Origin of the sequence: Roseiarcus fermentans, assembly GCF_003315135.1 — a bacterium.
Taxonomy (GTDB): domain Bacteria; phylum Pseudomonadota; class Alphaproteobacteria; order Rhizobiales; family Beijerinckiaceae; genus Roseiarcus; species Roseiarcus fermentans.
The window spans coordinates 1-16918 of the sequence record NZ_QNRK01000055.1 but is presented as its reverse complement, the minus strand read 5'-3'; the positions used below and the strand labels follow the sequence as shown (position 1 = coordinate 16918).

The window sequence follows — 16918 nt, the reverse complement described above, 5'->3', positions numbered from 1 at the left end:
ATGAAGCGGATCGTCATTCTAATCGACGGGACGTGGTGCGACGAGGACTCGCCGCTTCCCACCAACATCGCCAAGCTCGACCCGGCGAACCCGATGGTGAAGGCGGCGCTGATCAAGCCCGTCGCGTCCGACGGAACGGCGCAGCAGGTCTTCTATCACAAGGGGGTCGGCGCGGAATCCGACCTCTTCAAGAAAATCCTCGGCGGCGCGATCGGCATCGGTCTCAAGGCGATCGTGCAGGACGCCTACGAGACCGTCGTCGAAAATTTCGCGCCCGGCGACGAGCTTTATCTCGTCGGCTTCTCGCGCGGCGCCTATGCGGCGCGGGCGCTGGGCGGCCTGATCGGCGCTTCCGGCATCCAGAAGCGCGCCGATCCGCAGACTTTCGACGCCGCCTGGGCGAACTATCGCGTGCGCCCCGCCGTGCGCAACGCGGCCGCGCCCGCGAGCCGGAGCGACAAGGCGGCGATCGACGCGTACCGGGGCGCGGCCGCGCGCGGCGCCTTTCACGACGATCGGGCGATCAAGTGCATCGCCGTCTTCGATACCGTCGGCTCCTACGGCGTGCCGGCCGGCTTCGGCCTCGCCGCGATCGCGCGCTACTGGGCTTTGTTCGCGCTCGGCTTCCACGACACCGAGATCGGCAGGACGGTCGAGGTCGGGCTGCACGCGGTGGCGGTCGACGAACACCGGCGTCCGTTCGTCCCGACCTTCTGGACGGCCCCCAGGGGAAAGCCGCCGACCGCTCATGTCGAGCAGACGTGGTTCCCCGGCGCGCATTCCAATGTCGGCGGCGGCTACGCCGAGACCGGATTGTCCGACGCGGCGCTGATCTGGATGGTCGCCCGGATCGAGGCGCTGACGGGCCTCGAATTCGACGCCGACGCGGTGCGGGCGATGACCAGGAGCGCCAACGTCGACGGGGAGGTCGTCGATTCCAGCAAGGGGTGGATCATCGACCAGTTCGCGCCGCATTTCCGGGCGATCCTCGCGCCCGCCGCGGTCGAACACAGGGCTTTTACCAACGTCAGCAATCCCGAGGTCGCCAACGTCGGCGAGCGCGTCGGCTGGCTGACCTTGAAGAAGCGCGGCCGGCCGTGCCTCGACCTCGGCAAGCCGGCGACGCCGTATCAGCCGCCGAACCTGCCGGCCTCGATCGCGCCGGCTGAGACGGCGGCCGTCACTGCGGAGGAGCAGGCGCTCTGGCCGGCCGTCACTCCGCCTTCGGCGGCGTCGTGAAGAACCAGGGATGCCCTTCCGGGTCGTTGGCCCAGTAGGTCCGGCCGTATTCGACGTCCTTGGGCGGCTCGACGATCTCCGCTCCCGCCGCCTTGGCGACTTGGTAATGCCTGTCGACGTCGTCGATATAGACGAACACGCCCATCGTCGCCGCGCCGGCGTCCAAAGGCGACTTGACGCTGTAGCCCCCGCCTCCCTGGCCCATCATGACGACCTGCCCTTGCAACGACGCCTGGGCATGCAGGCCGCCGCTCGCCGTGCCGTGGCGCATGTCCTCCTCGAAGCCGAAGGCGCGGGTGAGAAAGACGAGGGCCGCGGACACGTCGCGGTAGAAGAGATAGGGGATGATCTGCGGCGGTCGCGGGGTCGTGGACATCGGCCGTGCTCCGTTTCCCTCGATGGGGTTGATCCGAACGCGCCGCCTCCTTGCTTCGGTCCCAGGCGCCGCCTGGCGCGGCGAGCGGGGCCCCGGGCCTACTTCTCCTTCGTCGTCCAGCCGACGTCGTAGCTCAGCGTGAAGGCGAACAGGTCGGCGGTGTTGGCGGGCGCGTCGGCGACGGACCAGGTTCCCTTGCCGGACACGTCCCTGTACTTGCCGGTCCCGCCGAGCAGCGCGACGTCGCCGCTCTCGGGGCCCTCGTAAGTCATGAACAGCTTGTCGCCGTCGCCGTCGGTCTCGATGCAGGTTCCGGTGAAGGCGTAGCCCTCGGGACGCGCCTTCGACTCCTCGAGGCAGCGGATCGCGAGGTTGTCGAGCGTCTTCGAGCCGTCGCGGGTCTTGACGACGCCGTTGCACTCGGCCGAGGAGGCCGAGCCGGCCGGCCCCATGTCGACCTTGGCGAGCGCGCGGCAGACCGCATAGGCCGCGAGTTTCGCCGAGCCGGATTTCGGCAAGGGCTCGGCGGCTGCGGCGGGGCAGGCCACGGCGGCCGCTGCGAGAAGGATCAGCGCAGTCACAGTTCGCAAGGGGCCGTCTCCTTCTTGAAGCCCGACGTCGGCGATTCTTACGCCCGCCGTGGGCGAACGGATCGCTAGCCGCCCGGGCGCTCGACGGCCGAAAGGCGATCCTCGAGTTCAGCGATCCGCTCGTCCATCCGCGTCTCGAAATGAGTCAGACGGCCGAGCAGTTCCGCCTTCAACATCAGTTCGAGGTCAGCGCGCGTATCCGAGATCCGGTGCTCGACGTCGCCGAACCGCCGCTCGATTTCATCGAACCGGCGGTCGTGACGCCGCAGGATTTCGATCACCTGCAGGAGCATCGTCCGATGCTGGTTGGTGTCGGCGCGGATTTCCCGCAGGATCGTCAGCATCAGACTGTTGTCGGCTTCGGCCATGTCCTGTCTCCTCAACGGGCCGCCGAATTTTCCCGATGACAGTCCGCCCTTCGTTTCTCGCCGTCAATCCGAAAGATCACCACGAAGGACACGAAGGAACACCAAGTCTTCGTGATCCTTCATGTCCTTCGTTGTGAGGTCGACACTACGCCTTTGACCCGCCCCCGCCCGTCCTGAGCGACCCCAGCGCCTCGGCCAGCGCCCGGCGCAGCCCGTGCATCTGGTCGATCAGGTGCAGGATGACGTCGAGGCCCTCGTCGTTGACCCCCATGTTGTGCTTCAGGTCGTGAATCATGTTGGCGCGGGCGAGGTCCATCTCGGTGAAGGCCCGCTCGGGCGCCGTGCTGGCGGGGCAGATCCAGGATTCGCGGATCCAGATCTCCAGCGTGCCGCGATCGAGATGCGTGCGTTCGAGAAACTCGCGCTCGGTGATCATGGGCGTCACATCTCCTTGCGGGGATCGTAGCCGGCCTTCGGCGTCCAGCCGGCGAGGAAGCTGTCGAGTTCGGCGTCGGGCTCCTTCGGCATGACGACCTTGAGCCGGACGAGCTCGTCGCCGGCGCCTCTTCGCGTTCTCACCCCCTTGCCCCGGAGGCGCAGGGTGTCGCCGGTGTTCGAGCCGCGCGGGATCTTGAGCATGACCCCGCCCGTCGTCGTCGGCGCGCGCACTTCGCCGCCCAGCGCCGCCTCCTTCACGGTGATCGGCAGTTCGACGAGGATGTCGTCGCCCTCCCGGACGAAGTAGCGGTGCGGCTCGACCACGATCTGGACCAGCGCGTCGCCGGGCGGACCCTCGGCCGGGGCGGGGGCGCCCTTGCCCTTGAGCCGCATCGTCTGGCCGTCCTCGACGCCGGCGGGGATGGTGACGTCCAGCGTGCCGCCCTGGGGCAGGGTGATCGTCTTCACCCCGCCGTTGACGGCGTCGAGGAACGGGACATGCAGCTCGTAGCGCAGGTCGGCGCCGGGCGCGCGCCGCATCTGCTCGCGCTGCTGCTCGCGCGAGCGGCGCAGCAGGTCGGCGAACAGGTCGTCGCCCTCGGCGAAGTCGGCGTAGCCCTCCGCGCTCTCGTACGGATGATGGCCGGCGCCGCTCGCGTATTCGCGATAATAGCGCCCCTGCGGCGGCGCCTTCTCTGCCCCGGCGGCGTCGATCTCGCCGGCGTCGAAGCGGCGGCGCTTGTCGGGATCGGACAGGAGGTCGTTGGCGGAGGCGACCTCCTTGAACCGCTCCTCGGCGCGCTTGTCGCCCGGATTCAGGTCCGGATGCAGTTTCTTGGCGAGCTGGCGGTAGGCCTTGCGGATCTCCTCGGGGGTCGCGGTCTTCGCCACGCCGAGGATTTCGTAGGGGTCTTTCATGGCGGCGTCCGGTTGAGCGGGATGGCGAGCCTTAGCAGGTTTCCGGGCGCCGGCTCCACACTTGTGTGACGGCCGTTGTTCGAAGATAGTGCGCTCGCCTGGGGGGGCCCCCCCTTTGCTGACTGCAAGAGCCCGGCCAGACGCCGGCTGAGAGGAGGAGCAAGCCATGGGTCTCATCAGTTTCATCAAGAACGCCGGAGCGTCTTTGTTCGGCGGCAGCGAAGCCAAGGCCGCGCCGGCCGAGGAGCTCAAGAAGGAACTCGAAAAGCACGGCCTCGACTCGTCCGACATCAAGATCGAGGTCGACGGCGACAAAGTGAAGGTGTCCGGCGCCGCCAAGACGCAGGAAGAGGCTGAAAAGATCGCCATCGCGCTCGGCAACACCAAGGGCGTCGGCACGGTGCAGAACGACATCAAGCCGGCCGCGGCCGCGGTCGAGTCCAGGTTCTACACCGTCGTCGCCGGCGACACGCTGTGGGCGATTGCCGAGCGGGAGTACGGCAAGGGCCACGGCGACAAGTTCAATGTGATCTTCGAGGCCAACAAGCCGATGCTGAAGAATCCGGACCTGATCTATCCGGGCCAGGTGCTGCGCGTCCCGGCGCTGCCCTGACGACGTCGAAGCGGCCCGGCCGCTGGCGGACGTGGATCTGCTCATCAACATCGACGTCCCGTCTCTCGACCGGGGCGTCGCCTTTTACGCCGGGGCGCTCGGCCTCACGGTGACGCGCCGCCTCGGGGCGGACGTCGTCGAACTCGGCGGTCTGCCGGTCCGGCTGTACCTGTTGCAGAATCCGGCCGGCTCGATCGGCGCCGCCGACGCGCCCAGACGCTACGACCGCCACTGGACGCCGGTGCATTTCGACGTCGTGGTCGACGACATCGACGCCGCGGCGGCGCGCGCGGTCGCCGCCGGCGCGCGGGCCGAAGCGGACATCCGCGTCAACGCGTGGGGCAAGATCGCGGCGATGGCCGATCCGTTCGGCCACGGTTTTTGCCTGATCCAGTTCCTCGGCCGCGGCTACGACGAAATCGCCGACGCCGGCGCGGGACCGTGAAGCACGCCCCTGAACGCTCCCGGCGGCGCGAGCGCGAGCGGCGCGGCGCGCCGCGAGGAGCATGCGGCCGTCGCATCGATTCGGACTCGTCACCGCATCGGCGTTGACTGGCGTCGGTGTCTGGGCTGATTTATCGATATCGCTGCGGCAAACTGAAACGGTCGCGCTGGAACTCCGGCCGAACATTCGAGGCGGCGCTGATTACGCGATTCTCGAGGGCGACATGGGCGACACGCTGGCGCCTTTGGAAGAATTCCTGAGCCGCGGCGGTTATGCGGCGGGGGCGCGGTTCATCGCGAACTTGGGGCAGGACGCGCGCCGGCGCCCGTCTGTCGCGCTGAAGTGCGCTCGCTTTCGCGTGCGCCAGGGCTACGTCAGCGATGCGCTGGCGCTGCTCGACCAAGCCGCCCTCGACGGAGTCGACGCGGACCTCGCCGCGTTGCTCGCGCTGGAGCGGACCGCAATCGGCGTGCTGCGTCACGTCGATATTGCCGAGGCCTTGCGGCATGCGCAAAGCTTTCTCGCCGAAGCGACGGCTGGACGCGACAACGGGGCTGATTTCGCCGAGGCGACGAGTGTGGCCGCCCGCATCGTCCAGATGGCGTTCGTTTATTACGAGATCGATGTGCGGCGGGCGGCCGTTGCGCGTGGCCTGCTGTGGGAGGCGGCGGACACACTCGAACGCGCCGGTCGCGCGTACGAGGCGCTGGTTGCTCGCCACAATCATGCGGATTGGCCACGCGAACCGGCGCAGGCGCGCATAGGCTTGCTCGCGGACGTCGCGAAACGCGCCAGCGCCCTCGGCCGACCGGATCGCGCCGCTCAGGCCGAGGTCGCCGCCGCGACAATCCTGGTCCAGAGCGGCGGTGACGTCGACACGGTCGCGGGGCGGCTCGACGCGGCGAGGCAGGCATTCGCCCGCGCGGACGATGAAGGCGGCGCGCTCGACGTCGAACGGGTCGAAATCCTGCGCGCCCAGCGCGACGGACAGGCGCAATTCTCGGCGTTCGAGACGCTGTTCGAAAAGTACCTTGCCGCCGATCGTCCGAGGGATGCGCTCTCGATCTTGATCGACGTTTCCGGCTTTGCGCACGAGCAGGGCCAGATCGAAAAAGCGGAGCAGCTTCGCCTGCGGATTATGGAAATTGCCGCGACGACTGGTCTGTGGCTTTCCAGAACCTCCTCAGAGATAGCCTTTGCCGATATTCTGATGCGGGGGCGAAAACTGACCGACGCGATCGATGTCTGTCTCGCTGCGCTCGGCCGGCCCGCGCCGCGGGTTGTTCAGGCTCAGGTCAGACAGGTTCTCGCCAGCGCCTACGCCTTCGCCGGCGACACCGAGAAGGCTTTGGGGCGCCTGCGAGAGGCGGAAGAAGCGTACGACGAATTGGGCGCCGACGATCTCGGCTCGATCACGGCGACCGCGCTCGCCAATCAACTGATGGGATCTCGCACCGAGGCGGACTTTGCGGAAGCGCGGCGTCTCACCGACCACTGGCTGGAGAAGGACCGCGCGCGGGGCGATGTTCCGGCCGCTTTGCAAAGTCTCAGGCTCTCGGTGCAGTGCCGATGGCAGACCTTCCTGTTCGCGCCGCCGGGCGAGAATCCGGCGCGGCTTCTGACCGAAGCCGGGGACATGCTGAAGGAAGGCGAAGACCTCGCCAGGAAACTGCCGGAGCGTCAGGCGGCCAAGGAGCTCGGCGGTCTCGCGCAGTTGCGCGGCTCCGTGCGAAGCGCGCAAGCCGTCGCGGATGAGCCGGAGGCGAGCCTTCGAATAGCGGCGGCCCATTACGACTCGGGCGGCTATGCGATGGAGGCCGCCAACTCGCGCTACATGATCGGCGTCATCCGGCTCAACACGGCTTTCGACGCGCAGCGACGCGGCGATCGGGCCGGCTTTCTCGAGCATTTCGGCGAAAGCGAAACAAATCTGAATGCGGCGCTCGCCTATTATTGCGCGGCCGCCATGCGCGAGGAGGCGGCGAACGCGCGTTTCATGCTCGCCCGCCTTTACGAGAACTCGCGGCGCGACGCGCCGGCCGAGCTCGCCGGGACAATGCGGGAACAGGCGCTGCGTCATCTGCGCGACGGCTTTCGGGATCTCGACGCCGCGCGGCGCGAATTCGCCTCCGGAGCCACGACGGACGTTCAGACCGGCAAGCTGACCTTCGCCGATCGCAGCGGCAGGATCGTCGAACTGGCGCTCGAAATTCTCGTTTCGCAGCCGGGCCGCGAGATCGACCTTTGGAACTGGGCGCAGGACGGAAAATCGCGCGCCCTCGCCGATTTGCTCGGCCTGTCGGTCACGGCTCCGCGCAGCCTGTTGACGGAAATCGACGGCGATGCGCGAGCCTCCGGCCTGCTTTCCGCCGCGCATGATCTCGGCCTGCGCCTGCGGGAAGCGGCGCCGGCCGAACGGCCGGGGCTCAGGGCGCAGCTTGCGGCGATCGACGCCAGGATGCGGAGCGATCCGCGCTTTGCGCGTTACCTCGCCCTCATGAAGGGCGCGCCGCTTGCGCCGGATGATCTGGCCGCGCTGTTCGACAATGGCGAAGGCGGCGTCCGCGCCGGCGCCTGTGTCGACTGGATCAGGATCGGCGATCGATTTCATGTCGCGGTCGCCCGGCCCGGAGCCACGGCCCGGATTGCGCCTGTGGCAATTTCCGTGAGCGCGGTCATGGCGTTCATCGCAAATCACATGGGCGTGCGTGACTTCCGCGAGACGTTGCGCGACAGTCCCTCGTTTCTGCACGACATCGACGCATTGGTCGCGCCGTTGGCCGAGCTGACGGCGCCTGAGGACTTGCTCATCCTCTGTCCCACCAGCGCGCTGCATGCGCTGCCCTTGCACGCCCTCACGCTGGAGGGGAAACCGCTGATCGCGCGGAATCCGGTCGTCTATACGCATAGCCTCGGCGTCACGCGCCATTGCGTCGCCTTGCGCGAGAAGCCCGCGGCGCCGGAGCCGCTGGCGGTGTTCGGCGATCCGCGCGGCGACCGGGGCGCCGCCTCGTCCCTGGCGGAAATGTTGGCGGCGCGGTTCGGCGTGACGCCGCTCTTGCGCGACGCGGCGACGAAAGCAGCCTTCCTCGCCGCCTTGTCGCGGGCGCGCAACGTCCATTTCCAGGGCCACGCGATCTTCACGCCCGGGGCCGCCCTCGAATCCTGGCTCGAATTCGCCGGCGCGGACAATCGCCTCAGCGCGCGCGACATCATCGGTTTGGGCGGGATCGCGGCGGAGCAGATCAGTCTCGGCGCCTGCGAAAGCGCGGCCAGTGACATACGCAGCGGCGACGAGCCGCTCGGACTGGTCCCCGCGTTGCATCTGGCGGGCGCAAGCAGCATCATCGCCGCGCTGTGGCCGGTCAGTGACGACGCCAGCGCCGCCTTCATGTCGGCCTATTACCAGCGGGTTTTGCCGCCTGCGGCGATGGCCAGGGCGGACGCCGTGCGCTCCGCCGCGCTCGACCTCATCAACGGAGATCGTTCAATGGCGGCTCCCTATCATTGGGCCGCCTACGTTTTGTACGGCGATTGGCGATAGGAGGAAGCAATTGAACGACGGCGAGATCTTGCTCGACGCTGAGCTGGTCGGCGACCCCGACGCGATCCGGGAACTGGGCGCGGCGCCGCCTCTCGAGCTCCTGACCGACGAGGACATCACAGGCTCGCGTATTCTGATCGTCAAGCGCGATCGCGGGCTCCAGAAGCCGCGCGATGGCGGCGGCGCGATGGTGGAACTCGACTGCGCGTTCCAGCCCGCGGAGGGGACGCGCTTCGTTTCCGGCCGCGTCACGGTGCAGATCGTTCAGCCGCAGGGCGTGATGTTCATCGATATCGCGCCGACGGAAATCAAGGAGCCGGTGAAGGTGACCTATTCGCTCGAGCCGAGCGGAAAGATCTCGCTCGGTCTGGGCAAGCTGTCCATCGAGCCGTCCGTGTCGGCAAAACGGCAGCTCGAATATGATTCGTTCACGTGCCGGGTCAAAGGCTCGGGCGCCGGTTCCTTGCGCGCGATCTGGGATTTTGCGGAAGACAATATCCTGAAGCAGGGAATCGGAGCCCATCAGGCGCTGGCGGTCACGGTGCCGGCGAGCGATACGGTGAGGGCGGAATTGCTGGTCAAGGCGACTTTGGCCAAGAACGGACTATTCGGCGCGGCGCGCGATCTGGTGCTCGGCCGGACCCGCGATGAGCGTGTGCGCGACATCACCCTCTACAAAGCCGGTTAGCAACGATCGGCCGGCGGCGATGGCCCCATGAGGCGAAGGTGCGCCGAAGTGAAAAGAGGCTGTAGGGCGGCGGTCACGCTTTGGCTTCGGCAGCCCCCTGATATGACGACTATTGTCCCAGCCGCGCGAGCGCGTCGATCAGCGCGGCGTTGAAGCGCGCAGGATCCTGGATCTGGGGCGCGTGGCCGGCGTCGGGAAACTCGATCAGCTGCGCTCCGGGGATGGCCGCCTTCGTCGTTTGCGCGAGCTCCGGGTAATGGCCGAGGCGGGCGCGAACCGCGGGCGGCGCCACGTCCTTGCCGATCGCGGTCACGTCCCTGTCGCCGATCATCAGCAGCGTCGGGACCTTGATCAGCGGGAACTCGTAGACGACCGGCTGGGTATAGATCATGTCGTCGATCAGCCCGAGGTTGCGGGCCACGGTCTCCTGGCCCGGACCCTGCATCAGTCCGGCGAGCATCGCGACCCAGCGGTCGTATTCGGGGCGCCATTGTCCGGCGTAATAGGTCGCCTGCTCGTAAGCCTTGATGCGGTCGGCCGTGGTCGCCTTTTCCCGTTCGATCCACTGGTCGACGGAGAGCGGCGGAACGCCGAGCGCCTTCCAGTCCTCGAGGCCGATTGGGTTGACGAGGACGAGCGCGCCGGTTTCGCCCGGATACATCAGCGCATAGCGCGCGGCGATCATGCCGCCGGTCGAATGGCCGACGAGCACGGGGTTTTTGACGCCGAGCGAGGCCAGCAACGCGTGGGTGTTCGCGGCGAGCTGCTGAAAGCTGTACTGATAGCGCTCGGGCTTTGTGGACTTGCAGAAGCCGATCTGGTCGGGCGCGACGACGCGCCAGCCGGCCGATGAGAGCGCCCGGATCGTGTCCTCCCAGGTCGCCGCGCAAAAATTCTTGCCGTGCAGAAGGACGGCGGTCCGTCCGTTCGCCGGCGCGGAGGGAGCGACGTCCATGGAGCGCATCGTCAGCGCCTCGCCCTGCGAGGAGAAGGCGAAGTCGCGCACCGGGAAGGGATAGTCGAAGCCCTGCAACTCCGGCCCGTACGAGGGCGCGCCGGCGCGAGCGGAAGCGGCGAGCGCCAGGGCGGCCAAGAGTCCGGCGCCGAGCGCCCGTCCAGGACCATGCATGTCCGATCGTCCTCCAACCTTCCGGGGCCCTCGATCATGCGCCCGGGGCCGCCCGCGCCGCAACCGGGCTCGAGGAAGAGCTCTGGTGACGGGAGGGCGTCCGTCCCGGGCGGCCGGGCGGCGGGACGCCGCCCTCGCGGAGCGCGCACCGTCCGGCTCCACCCTGGGAGGCGCCGCAACTCCACATTCGGCCGCCTCGTTTGTGCGCCGAAAGCAGCTCCCGAACGTTGAGGGGGCGGCCCGCGGGCGTTCCGCGGCGAGAAGGGGTCGAGCGACGTTGCGCTTGCGGAGACTCGCGCGGTTCGGGGTTGCGGCGACGGCCGCGGCGAGCACGGCGCCGCGCTGCCCTCGATCCATCATGACGATCGCGGGCGCGACCCTGGCGAAGAGTCTCGGCCCGAACCTGAACGCGAGGGCGCGGTGACCCAAGACCCCGAAACAGATCGAGCCGGCGGCGACCGGTCGCCGTCGGCGCAGAGCCTGCGCGGTCTCGACTGGCTCAACTTCCTGATGGCCGACGTCCGCGACGGATTGGGTCCCTATCTTTCGGTGTTCCTCAAGGGAGGGGAGGGCTGGCAGCCAGCGGGGATCGGCGTCGCCATGGCGGCGAGCAGCGTCGCGGCCGCCTGCTTCCAGGTTCCGGCCGGACTGATGGTGGACAGCCTGAGGTGGAAGCGGACGCTGGTCGCGGTCTCCGGCCTGCTCGTCGCCGCCGGCTCGCTAGCGATCGCATTCTTCCCCAGGTTCGGACCGGTGATCGCGGCGCAAATCATGCTCGGGGCGGCGTCGGCGATCATACCGCCCGCCCTTGCGGCGCTGTCGCTCGGACTGGTCGGGCGGCGCAAGCTCGATGCGCGGGTCAGCCGCAACGAAGGCTTCAATCACGCCGGCAATTTCGTCGCCGCGGCCCTCGTCGGCGCAATCGGCGGGCGTTTCGGCTATCACTGGATCTTCTATCTCGTCTGCGCCTTCGCGGTCGCCAGCGCCGCTGTCGTGTTGCTGATCCGGCCGGCCGAGATCGACCATGTGCTCGCCCGCGGCGGCGAGAGCCCCGAGCGCGCCTGCGAGCCCATTCCGTATCGCGATCTCCTGAAGCGGCGCGACCTCGTGGTCTTTCTCGCTTCCGTCGTCCTGTTCCACTTCGGCAACGCCGCCATGCTGCCGATGGCGGGACAGGTGCTGGCGCTGAAGCATCCGGGAACCGACACCATCTCGCTCAGCGCCTGCATCATCGCCGCCCAGCTCGTCATGGTCGGCGTCGCCTGGGCGGTCGGTCGCGCCATGGCCAGGGGTGTCGGCCGGAAGCCGATCTTCCTGGTCGCGCTCGCGGTCCTGCCGGTGCGCGGCGTGCTGTTCTCGTTCGTCGACTTTCCGCTGGGCGTCATCGCGATCCAGCTTCTCGACGGCGTGGCGGCGGGAATCTTCGGCGTGATCGCGGTCGTCATCGCCTCCGACCTGATGCAGGGAACCGGCCGCTTCAACCTCGCCCAGGGGCTCACGGCGCTGTGCGTGGGCGCCGGGGCCGCGTTGTCCAACCTCGCGGCCGGGTTCGTCGTGCAGAGTTTCGGCTATCCGGCCGGCTTCCTGTCGCTGGCGCTGATCGCGCTCTGCGCCCTGGCGTTCTTTGCCCTGCTGATGCCCGAGACCGGACCGAACCGCCGCACTCCGGAACGAGACGCGGCCGGGGCGCCGTCCTGGGGAAGGCCGGCCGAGGCGCCTCGCCCCTTGAACACAGCCGCGGAATGAGGAATGCTGACTGCGTGGATAGACGAAAAGGAATTTCGCCCATGCGCAAGCTTGTCCTCGCCGCCCTGCTCGTCGTTCTCACGCTGCCCGCGGCGGCAGCCGAATTGTGGGAGACGCTGCCGCCGACGCCGGCGCCGATCCCGACCGACCGGCAGGGCGAGGCGGCCGTCAACGGCATAAGGGTCCACTACGCGATCTACGGCCAGGGGTCGCCGGTGGTGTTCCTGCACGGCGGCCTCGCCAACACCGACTATTGGGGCAATCAGGTCCCGGCGGTGGCGGCGCATCACACCGTCATTCTGATGGACAGCCGCGGCCACGGCCGCAGCACCCGCGACGCCCGCCCCTACGGCTACGACCTGATGGCCGACGACGTCGTGGCGCTGCTCGATGAGCTGAAGATCCCGAAGGCCGACGTCGTCGGCTGGAGCGACGGCGCGATCCTCGGCCTCGACCTCGCGCTGCGCCACAAGGACCGGGTCGGCAAGGTGTTCGCCTTCGCCGCCAACACCCAGACCTCCGGCGTCAAGGACGGCGTGGAGACAAACCCGACCTTCGCCGCCTATATCGAACGGGCCGGCCACGAATATTCCGAGCTGTCGGCGACGCCGAAAGACTACGACGCCTTCGTCGCGCAGATCAGCAAGATGTGGGCGGACCAGCCGAACTGGACCGACGCCGAGCTTCAGACCATCGACACGCCGGTCTGGGTGGTCGACGGCGACCACGACGAGGCGATCAAGCGCGAGCACACCGAATATATCGCCGCGACCGTTCCCCACGCCGGGCTGCTGATTCTGCCGAACGTCAGCCACTTCGCCTTCCTGCAGGACCCGAAACTGTTCAATTTCGCGATCCTGCACTTTCTCGGCGACGAATGAGCGCGCGGCCGCCGGCGCTCATTCGAAGGTGACGAGCGCGTTCTCGGCCGGATAGTCGTCGACGAACGGTTTTTGCGGCCCGATCGCGCCGAACGTCGCCACCTCGGCGGCGGCGTCGCCCTGCACCGCGCCGCTGGCGAGGCCCTTGTCGAACGCGTACGGAACGCCGTCGCCGGCGAGGAACGACGGCTGGTCGTCGATGTGGAAATGCAGGTGCGGCTCGGTCGAGTTGCCGCTGTTGCCGACGCGGCCGATCACATCGCCCCGATGCACGCGCTCGCCGACCTTCGCCGTCACCGTGCCGGGACGGATGTGGGCGTAGAAGGCGTAGCGATGCGGGGCGATCTCGATCACGACGTGATTGCCGCCGACGTTGTCGGCCGTGATCGGCTCGGCGCGGGTCCCGGCGTGCGGAACGTTCTCCGCCATGCCGTCGCTCGCGGCCACCACCGTGCCGTCGGCGACGCTCAGGATCGGCTGGTCGTAGCAGAAGTAGCTCGCGTTCTGGTCCTCCGGGCCTTTCCAGGTCGTGAGCTTGCTGTCGACGTCGCGGACCTGCATCCAGTCGATGGCGTAGCGCTGGGCGATGAAGGCGCGCCCGTCGAAGACGATCATCGCCCGCCGGTGGGCGGCGTCCGGGCCGTTGTGCACCGAATCCCCGGCGATCCATTGGCCGCGGAGCGGCGGGCCGACGACGATCGGGCGCTCTTGCGCGACCGCGAGCGGCGCAGGCTCGACGACATGCGCCACGCCCTTGTCGTCGATCAGGCGCAGCCGGTGGAGAATCGTCGCCGGCGCCTGCGCCTTGCCGAGGTCGAGCATCAGGAACACGACGGCGCCGCGGCCGCCCTCGAGCGTCAGCGGATCGCCCGGCGCCGGGGCGGCGCCGCGCTGGTCGAAGCGCTGCGTCATCGCGGCGAGGGCCTTGGCGTCGAAAATCGCGTCCGTGTCGCCGGCGCGCGCCTCGATCGAATCGACGACGTAGCGGCCGGCGACGACGTTGGTCAGCGCCATTTCGTAGACGAGCTTCGTCGCGCCCTCCTGCACGATCGGGGCGGGCTCGGCGAGGAACGACACGGTCACTTGCGGCGGATGCGGATCCGCGGCGAGCGCGGGCGGGGCGAGGGCGAAGGCGGCGACGACGAGAGCGGACAGGACGGCGTTCATGGACCCCTCCTGCGGGCTCAGGTCGGCCGCGCCAGCCGGCTGTGGACCTCGGCGGTCATCGTCTCGATGCGCTGGACCAGCACGCGCACCGTCTCGGTGAGTTCGGTGTTCTGGCGCAGCAGCTTCTCCACCGTCTCGGTCAGCGCCGTGTTCTGCCCGAGCATATCGAGCATGAGCCCCGACTGCTTGCGCATCTGCTCCTGCCGGTCCTCGTTGACCTGATGCAGTTCCTCGCGATGCTGGGCGTCGGCGAGGCTGTTGGCCTTGTCGCGGTCGGCCTGCCGCGTCTGCGCGAGCAGGATCAGCGGCGCGGCGTAGGCGGCCTGAAGCGAGAACGCGAGGTTCAGCAGAATGAACGGATAGACGTCGAAATTCGTCAACCCGGCGACGTTGGCCCAGATCCAGATCGCGACGATGACCGTTTGGGCAATGAGAAACGTCGGCGTGCCGAAGAACCGCGCGAACCCCTCGGCCCGCACGCCGAACCAGTCGCCGCCGAACACCGACTCCAGGTGAGAGTGGGGCAAATGAAACCTGCGCGCGTGATTGTGTCCCTGCTCTGAACTCATGGCTCTCCTCCGGGCGCTCGCCGTGGCCCTGTTTCGCCGCGGCGGCTCGATGTCGCGATCGATGGTTGTCGTGTTTTTCCTACAGCAGCAAGCGTGAAGCTTGGAAGACGAACGTCGGCGCCATGAGCGTCCCTCTCGCGCCGGCCTCTGCCTTTGTGCTATCTCATGCGGCCATGACCGCCCAGGTATTGTTCAACCCGCTGACCTATATCGACCGCTTGACGCGGGGCGGTTTCTCGCCCGAGCAGGCGCGCGCCTCGGCCGAAGCGCTGGAGGGCGCGTTCGCCGAAGGCGTCGCGACGAAGAGCGACGTCGCGGACCTCAGGGCCGAGATCGCCGCGTCGGAAGCCAGGCTCCGTGCGGAGATCGCCGGCGTAAAGACCGAGATCGCCAGCGTCCGGACCGAGATCGCCGGCGTCCGGACCGAGATCGCCCAGGCCAAGAACGACACGCTGCGCTGGGTGTTGACCTTCATCCTCGCCCTCGTCGGGGCGGTCTTCGCGATCGTCAAATTCGTACATTGACGTCCGCTCGCCGGCCGGGGCCCGCCTCGTGCGCCCGATGCACGGCTTCCCTGCTCGCCGCCGGCTTGCGCCCCCCGCCGGAAATCGATAAGGACGAAAGTCCAGTCGGCTTATATACTAAATTCTGAACCGCGTGGAAAACGCGTGATTCAGAGCGCGTCCCTTGGAGAGGAACCCATGACCCAGAAGCCCGAAACGCTCGCCCTGCACGCCGGCTGGCGCGCCGACCCGACCACCGGCGCGGTCGCGGTTCCGATCTACCAGACGACCTCGTACCAGTTCCAGAGCGCCGAGCACGCGGCGAACCTGTTCGCCCTCAAGGAACTCGGCAACATCTACACCCGCATCATGAACCCGACCAACGACGTGCTCGAGAAGCGCATCGCCGCGCTCGAGGGCGGCGTCGCGGCGCTGGCGCTGGCGAGCGGTCAGGCGGCCTCGGCCTTCGCGCTGCAGAACCTCGCCAGGGTCGGCGACAACGTCGTCTCCTCGACCGACCTCTACGGCGGCACCTGGAATTTGTTCGCCAACACCCTCAAGGACCAGGGCATCGAGGTCCGCTTCGTCTCTCCGGACGATCCGGAAAACTTCGCCCGCGCCACCGACGACCGGACGCGCGCCTATTACGCCGAGACGCTGCCGAACCCGAAGCTGATCGCCTTCCCGATCGCGGAAGTGGCGGCGATCGGCCGGCGCTTCGGCATTCCGCTGATCATGGACAACACCGCGGCGCCGATTCTGACGCGCCCGTTCGATCACGGCGCGGCGATCATCGTCTATTCCTCGACCAAATACCTCGGCGGCCACGGCACCTCGATCGGCGGCCTGCTGGTCGACAGCGGGACCTTCCCGTGGGAGGACCACAAGGGGCGCCAGCCGGCGCTGAACACGCCCGATCCCAGCTATCACGGCGCGATCTGGTCGGAGGCGGTGAAGCCACTCGGGCCCATCGCCTACATCATCAAGGCGCGCGTCACCCTGCTGCGCGACCTCGGCGCCGCGATGTCGCCGTTCAACGCCTTCCTGACGCTGCAGGGCGTCGAGACGCTGCCGTTGCGCATGGAGCGCCACTCGGCCAACGCCGCCAAGGTCGCGGCCTGGCTCGCCAAGCGCCCGGAAGTGGAGAAGGTCATTCATCCGTCGCAGCAGGTCGGCGAAGCGCGCCGCCGGGCGGAGGCGTATCTGAAAGGCGGCGAGGGCGGTCTCGTCGGCTTCGAGATCAAGGGCGGCAAGGACGCGGGGCGGGCGTTCATCGACGCCTTGAAGCTGCTCTACCACGTCGCCAACATCGGCGACGCGCGCTCGCTCGCGATCCATCCGGCGACCACGACGCATTCGCAGCTGTCGGCCGAGGACCAGCTCGCCACCGGCGTGTCGGAGGGCTACGTCCGGCTGTCGATCGGCATCGAGCACATCGACGACATCCTGGCCGACCTCGACCAGGCGCTGAAGGCGTCGGCATAGTCGGAGCACGCCCGGAGCGGCGACCGCCGGCCGCTCCGGGCAGGGGAATCGCACTTGGAATTCGGCGGCCCTTGTGAGCCGGATTTTGCGTTTTGAGTGAGATGGATTCTACCGGGTGGCGGATGATACGCGGCTCGGGAGAATGTGTTGGATCGCTTTATCGAATGCTGGGACGGTCTGGACGACCCGCGCACGGGCAATGCGGCGCTGCACGACTTT

The 16918-nt window shown here is 68.1% G+C and carries 18 protein-coding genes; 9 read left to right on the top strand and 9 right to left on the bottom strand.

Annotated features, from left to right (window positions below):
• Nucleotides 1–1239 (top strand): DUF2235 domain-containing protein, encoded by a 1239-nt coding sequence (locus DFR50_RS29695; RefSeq protein WP_113893694.1) that lies wholly within the window; start codon nt 1–3, stop codon nt 1237–1239.
• Here the strand turns inward: DFR50_RS29695 and DFR50_RS29690 are convergent.
• The 5 genes from DFR50_RS29690 to DFR50_RS29670 form a co-directional block, all read right to left on the bottom strand.
• Nucleotides 1214–1615 (bottom strand): VOC family protein, encoded by a 402-nt coding sequence (locus DFR50_RS29690; RefSeq protein ID WP_113893692.1) that lies wholly within the window; start codon nt 1613–1615, stop codon nt 1214–1216. The two genes, DFR50_RS29695 and DFR50_RS29690, sit on opposite strands and share 26 nt — an antisense overlap.
• 98 nt (nt 1616–1713) lie before the next feature.
• Nucleotides 1714–2205 (bottom strand): hypothetical protein, encoded by a 492-nt coding sequence (locus tag DFR50_RS29685; RefSeq protein WP_147262969.1) that lies wholly within the window; start codon nt 2203–2205, stop codon nt 1714–1716.
• A 65-nt stretch (nt 2206–2270) separates the two neighbouring features.
• A complete protein-coding gene (locus DFR50_RS29680) occupies nt 2271–2573 on the bottom strand; it encodes a hypothetical protein (protein WP_113893688.1) in 303 nt (100 codons plus the stop codon).
• 145 nt (nt 2574–2718) lie between these two features.
• Nucleotides 2719–3009 carry a chaperone modulator CbpM gene (locus DFR50_RS29675; RefSeq protein ID WP_245428226.1) on the bottom strand — a complete coding sequence of 97 codons (291 nt, stop codon included), beginning with the start codon at nt 3007–3009 and terminating at the stop codon, nt 2719–2721.
• A 5-nt stretch (nt 3010–3014) separates the two neighbouring features.
• Entirely contained in the window at nt 3015–3929 is a 915-nt protein-coding gene (locus DFR50_RS29670; RefSeq protein ID WP_113893686.1) for a DnaJ C-terminal domain-containing protein, read from the bottom strand.
• A gap of 166 nt (nt 3930–4095) precedes the next feature.
• On the opposite strand from DFR50_RS29670, the gene lysM reads away from it, so the two are divergent.
• Both lysM and DFR50_RS29660 read left to right on the top strand, forming a co-directional pair.
• Nucleotides 4096–4542 carry a peptidoglycan-binding protein LysM gene (lysM, locus tag DFR50_RS29665; RefSeq protein ID WP_113893684.1) on the top strand — a complete coding sequence of 149 codons (447 nt, stop codon included), beginning with the start codon at nt 4096–4098 and terminating at the stop codon, nt 4540–4542.
• A 31-nt stretch (nt 4543–4573) separates the two neighbouring features.
• Nucleotides 4574–4987, top strand: a complete 414-nt coding sequence (locus DFR50_RS29660; RefSeq protein WP_113893682.1) for a VOC family protein — start codon at nt 4574–4576, stop codon at nt 4985–4987.
• Between the two features lie 130 nt (nt 4988–5117).
• Here DFR50_RS29660 and DFR50_RS32405 read toward each other — a convergent pair whose 3' ends face one another.
• Nucleotides 5118–6080, bottom strand: coding sequence for a hypothetical protein (locus DFR50_RS32405; RefSeq protein ID WP_170153446.1), 963 nt, complete (start codon nt 6078–6080; stop codon nt 5118–5120).
• Nucleotides 6081–6197: 117 nt separating this feature from the next.
• On the opposite strand from DFR50_RS32405, the gene DFR50_RS29655 reads away from it, so the two are divergent.
• Nucleotides 6198–8531, top strand: a complete 2334-nt coding sequence (locus tag DFR50_RS29655; protein ID WP_170153445.1) for a CHAT domain-containing protein — start codon at nt 6198–6200, stop codon at nt 8529–8531.
• Between the two features lie 10 nt (nt 8532–8541).
• Nucleotides 8542–9219, top strand: coding sequence for a hypothetical protein (locus DFR50_RS29650; protein ID WP_113893678.1), 678 nt, complete (start codon nt 8542–8544; stop codon nt 9217–9219).
• 109 nt (nt 9220–9328) lie between these two features.
• On the opposite strand, the gene DFR50_RS29645 is transcribed toward DFR50_RS29650, so the two are convergent.
• Nucleotides 9329–10348: an alpha/beta fold hydrolase gene (locus DFR50_RS29645; RefSeq protein ID WP_113893676.1), complete on the bottom strand. Its 1020-nt coding sequence runs from the start codon at nt 10346–10348 to the stop codon at nt 9329–9331.
• Between the two features lie 420 nt (nt 10349–10768).
• On the opposite strand from DFR50_RS29645, the gene DFR50_RS29640 reads away from it, so the two are divergent.
• Nucleotides 10769–12094 (top strand): MFS transporter, encoded by a 1326-nt coding sequence (locus DFR50_RS29640; protein ID WP_210209082.1) that lies wholly within the window; start codon nt 10769–10771, stop codon nt 12092–12094.
• A 41-nt stretch (nt 12095–12135) separates the two neighbouring features.
• Nucleotides 12136–12975, top strand: a complete 840-nt coding sequence (locus tag DFR50_RS29635; RefSeq protein ID WP_113893674.1) for an alpha/beta fold hydrolase — start codon at nt 12136–12138, stop codon at nt 12973–12975.
• 18 nt (nt 12976–12993) lie between these two features.
• Here DFR50_RS29635 and DFR50_RS29630 read toward each other — a convergent pair whose 3' ends face one another.
• Nucleotides 12994–14142, bottom strand: a complete 1149-nt coding sequence (locus tag DFR50_RS29630; RefSeq protein WP_113893672.1) for a M23 family metallopeptidase — start codon at nt 14140–14142, stop codon at nt 12994–12996.
• A gap of 17 nt (nt 14143–14159) precedes the next feature.
• The gene (locus DFR50_RS29625) at nt 14160–14711 is read right to left on the bottom strand and encodes a DUF1003 domain-containing protein (protein WP_113893670.1); all 552 of its coding nucleotides are present in this window, start codon (nt 14709–14711) and stop codon (nt 14160–14162) included.
• Nucleotides 14712–14884: 173 nt separating this feature from the next.
• Between DFR50_RS29625 and DFR50_RS29620 the strand changes: the two genes are divergently transcribed.
• On the top strand, nt 14885–15235 hold the full coding sequence (locus DFR50_RS29620) for a CCDC90 family protein (RefSeq protein ID WP_147262967.1): 351 nt from the start codon (nt 14885–14887) through the stop codon (nt 15233–15235).
• Between the two features lie 177 nt (nt 15236–15412).
• A complete protein-coding gene (locus tag DFR50_RS29615) occupies nt 15413–16699 on the top strand; it encodes an O-acetylhomoserine aminocarboxypropyltransferase/cysteine synthase family protein (protein ID WP_113893666.1) in 1287 nt (428 codons plus the stop codon).
• The last annotated feature ends 219 nt before the right edge of the window (nt 16700–16918 follow it).

What these genes read in the sequence shown, in the direction of transcription:
- DFR50_RS29635 (WP_113893674.1), top strand. Translation starts at nt 12,136, where the DNA reads ATGCGCAAGCTTGTCCTCGCCGCCCTGCTCGTCGTTCTCACGCTGCCC.
- DFR50_RS29615 (WP_113893666.1), top strand. Translation starts at nt 15,413, where the DNA reads ATGACCCAGAAGCCCGAAACGCTCGCCCTGCACGCCGGCTGGCGCGCC.
- DFR50_RS29655 (WP_170153445.1), top strand. Translation starts at nt 6,198, where the DNA reads ATGCGGGGGCGAAAACTGACCGACGCGATCGATGTCTGTCTCGCTGCG.
- DFR50_RS29680 (WP_113893688.1), bottom strand. Translation starts at nt 2,573, where the DNA reads ATGGCCGAAGCCGACAACAGTCTGATGCTGACGATCCTGCGGGAAATC.
- DFR50_RS29620 (WP_147262967.1), top strand. Translation starts at nt 14,885, where the DNA reads ATGACCGCCCAGGTATTGTTCAACCCGCTGACCTATATCGACCGCTTG.
- DFR50_RS29630 (WP_113893672.1), bottom strand. Translation starts at nt 14,142, where the DNA reads ATGAACGCCGTCCTGTCCGCTCTCGTCGTCGCCGCCTTCGCCCTCGCC.
- DFR50_RS29695 (WP_113893694.1), top strand. Translation starts at nt 1, where the DNA reads ATGAAGCGGATCGTCATTCTAATCGACGGGACGTGGTGCGACGAGGAC.
- DFR50_RS29690 (WP_113893692.1), bottom strand. Translation starts at nt 1,615, where the DNA reads ATGTCCACGACCCCGCGACCGCCGCAGATCATCCCCTATCTCTTCTAC.
- DFR50_RS29645 (WP_113893676.1), bottom strand. Translation starts at nt 10,348, where the DNA reads ATGCATGGTCCTGGACGGGCGCTCGGCGCCGGACTCTTGGCCGCCCTG.
- DFR50_RS29675 (WP_245428226.1), bottom strand. Translation starts at nt 3,009, where the DNA reads ATGATCACCGAGCGCGAGTTTCTCGAACGCACGCATCTCGATCGCGGC.
- lysM (WP_113893684.1), top strand. Translation starts at nt 4,096, where the DNA reads ATGGGTCTCATCAGTTTCATCAAGAACGCCGGAGCGTCTTTGTTCGGC.
- DFR50_RS29670 (WP_113893686.1), bottom strand. Translation starts at nt 3,929, where the DNA reads ATGAAAGACCCCTACGAAATCCTCGGCGTGGCGAAGACCGCGACCCCC.
- DFR50_RS29625 (WP_113893670.1), bottom strand. Translation starts at nt 14,711, where the DNA reads ATGAGTTCAGAGCAGGGACACAATCACGCGCGCAGGTTTCATTTGCCC.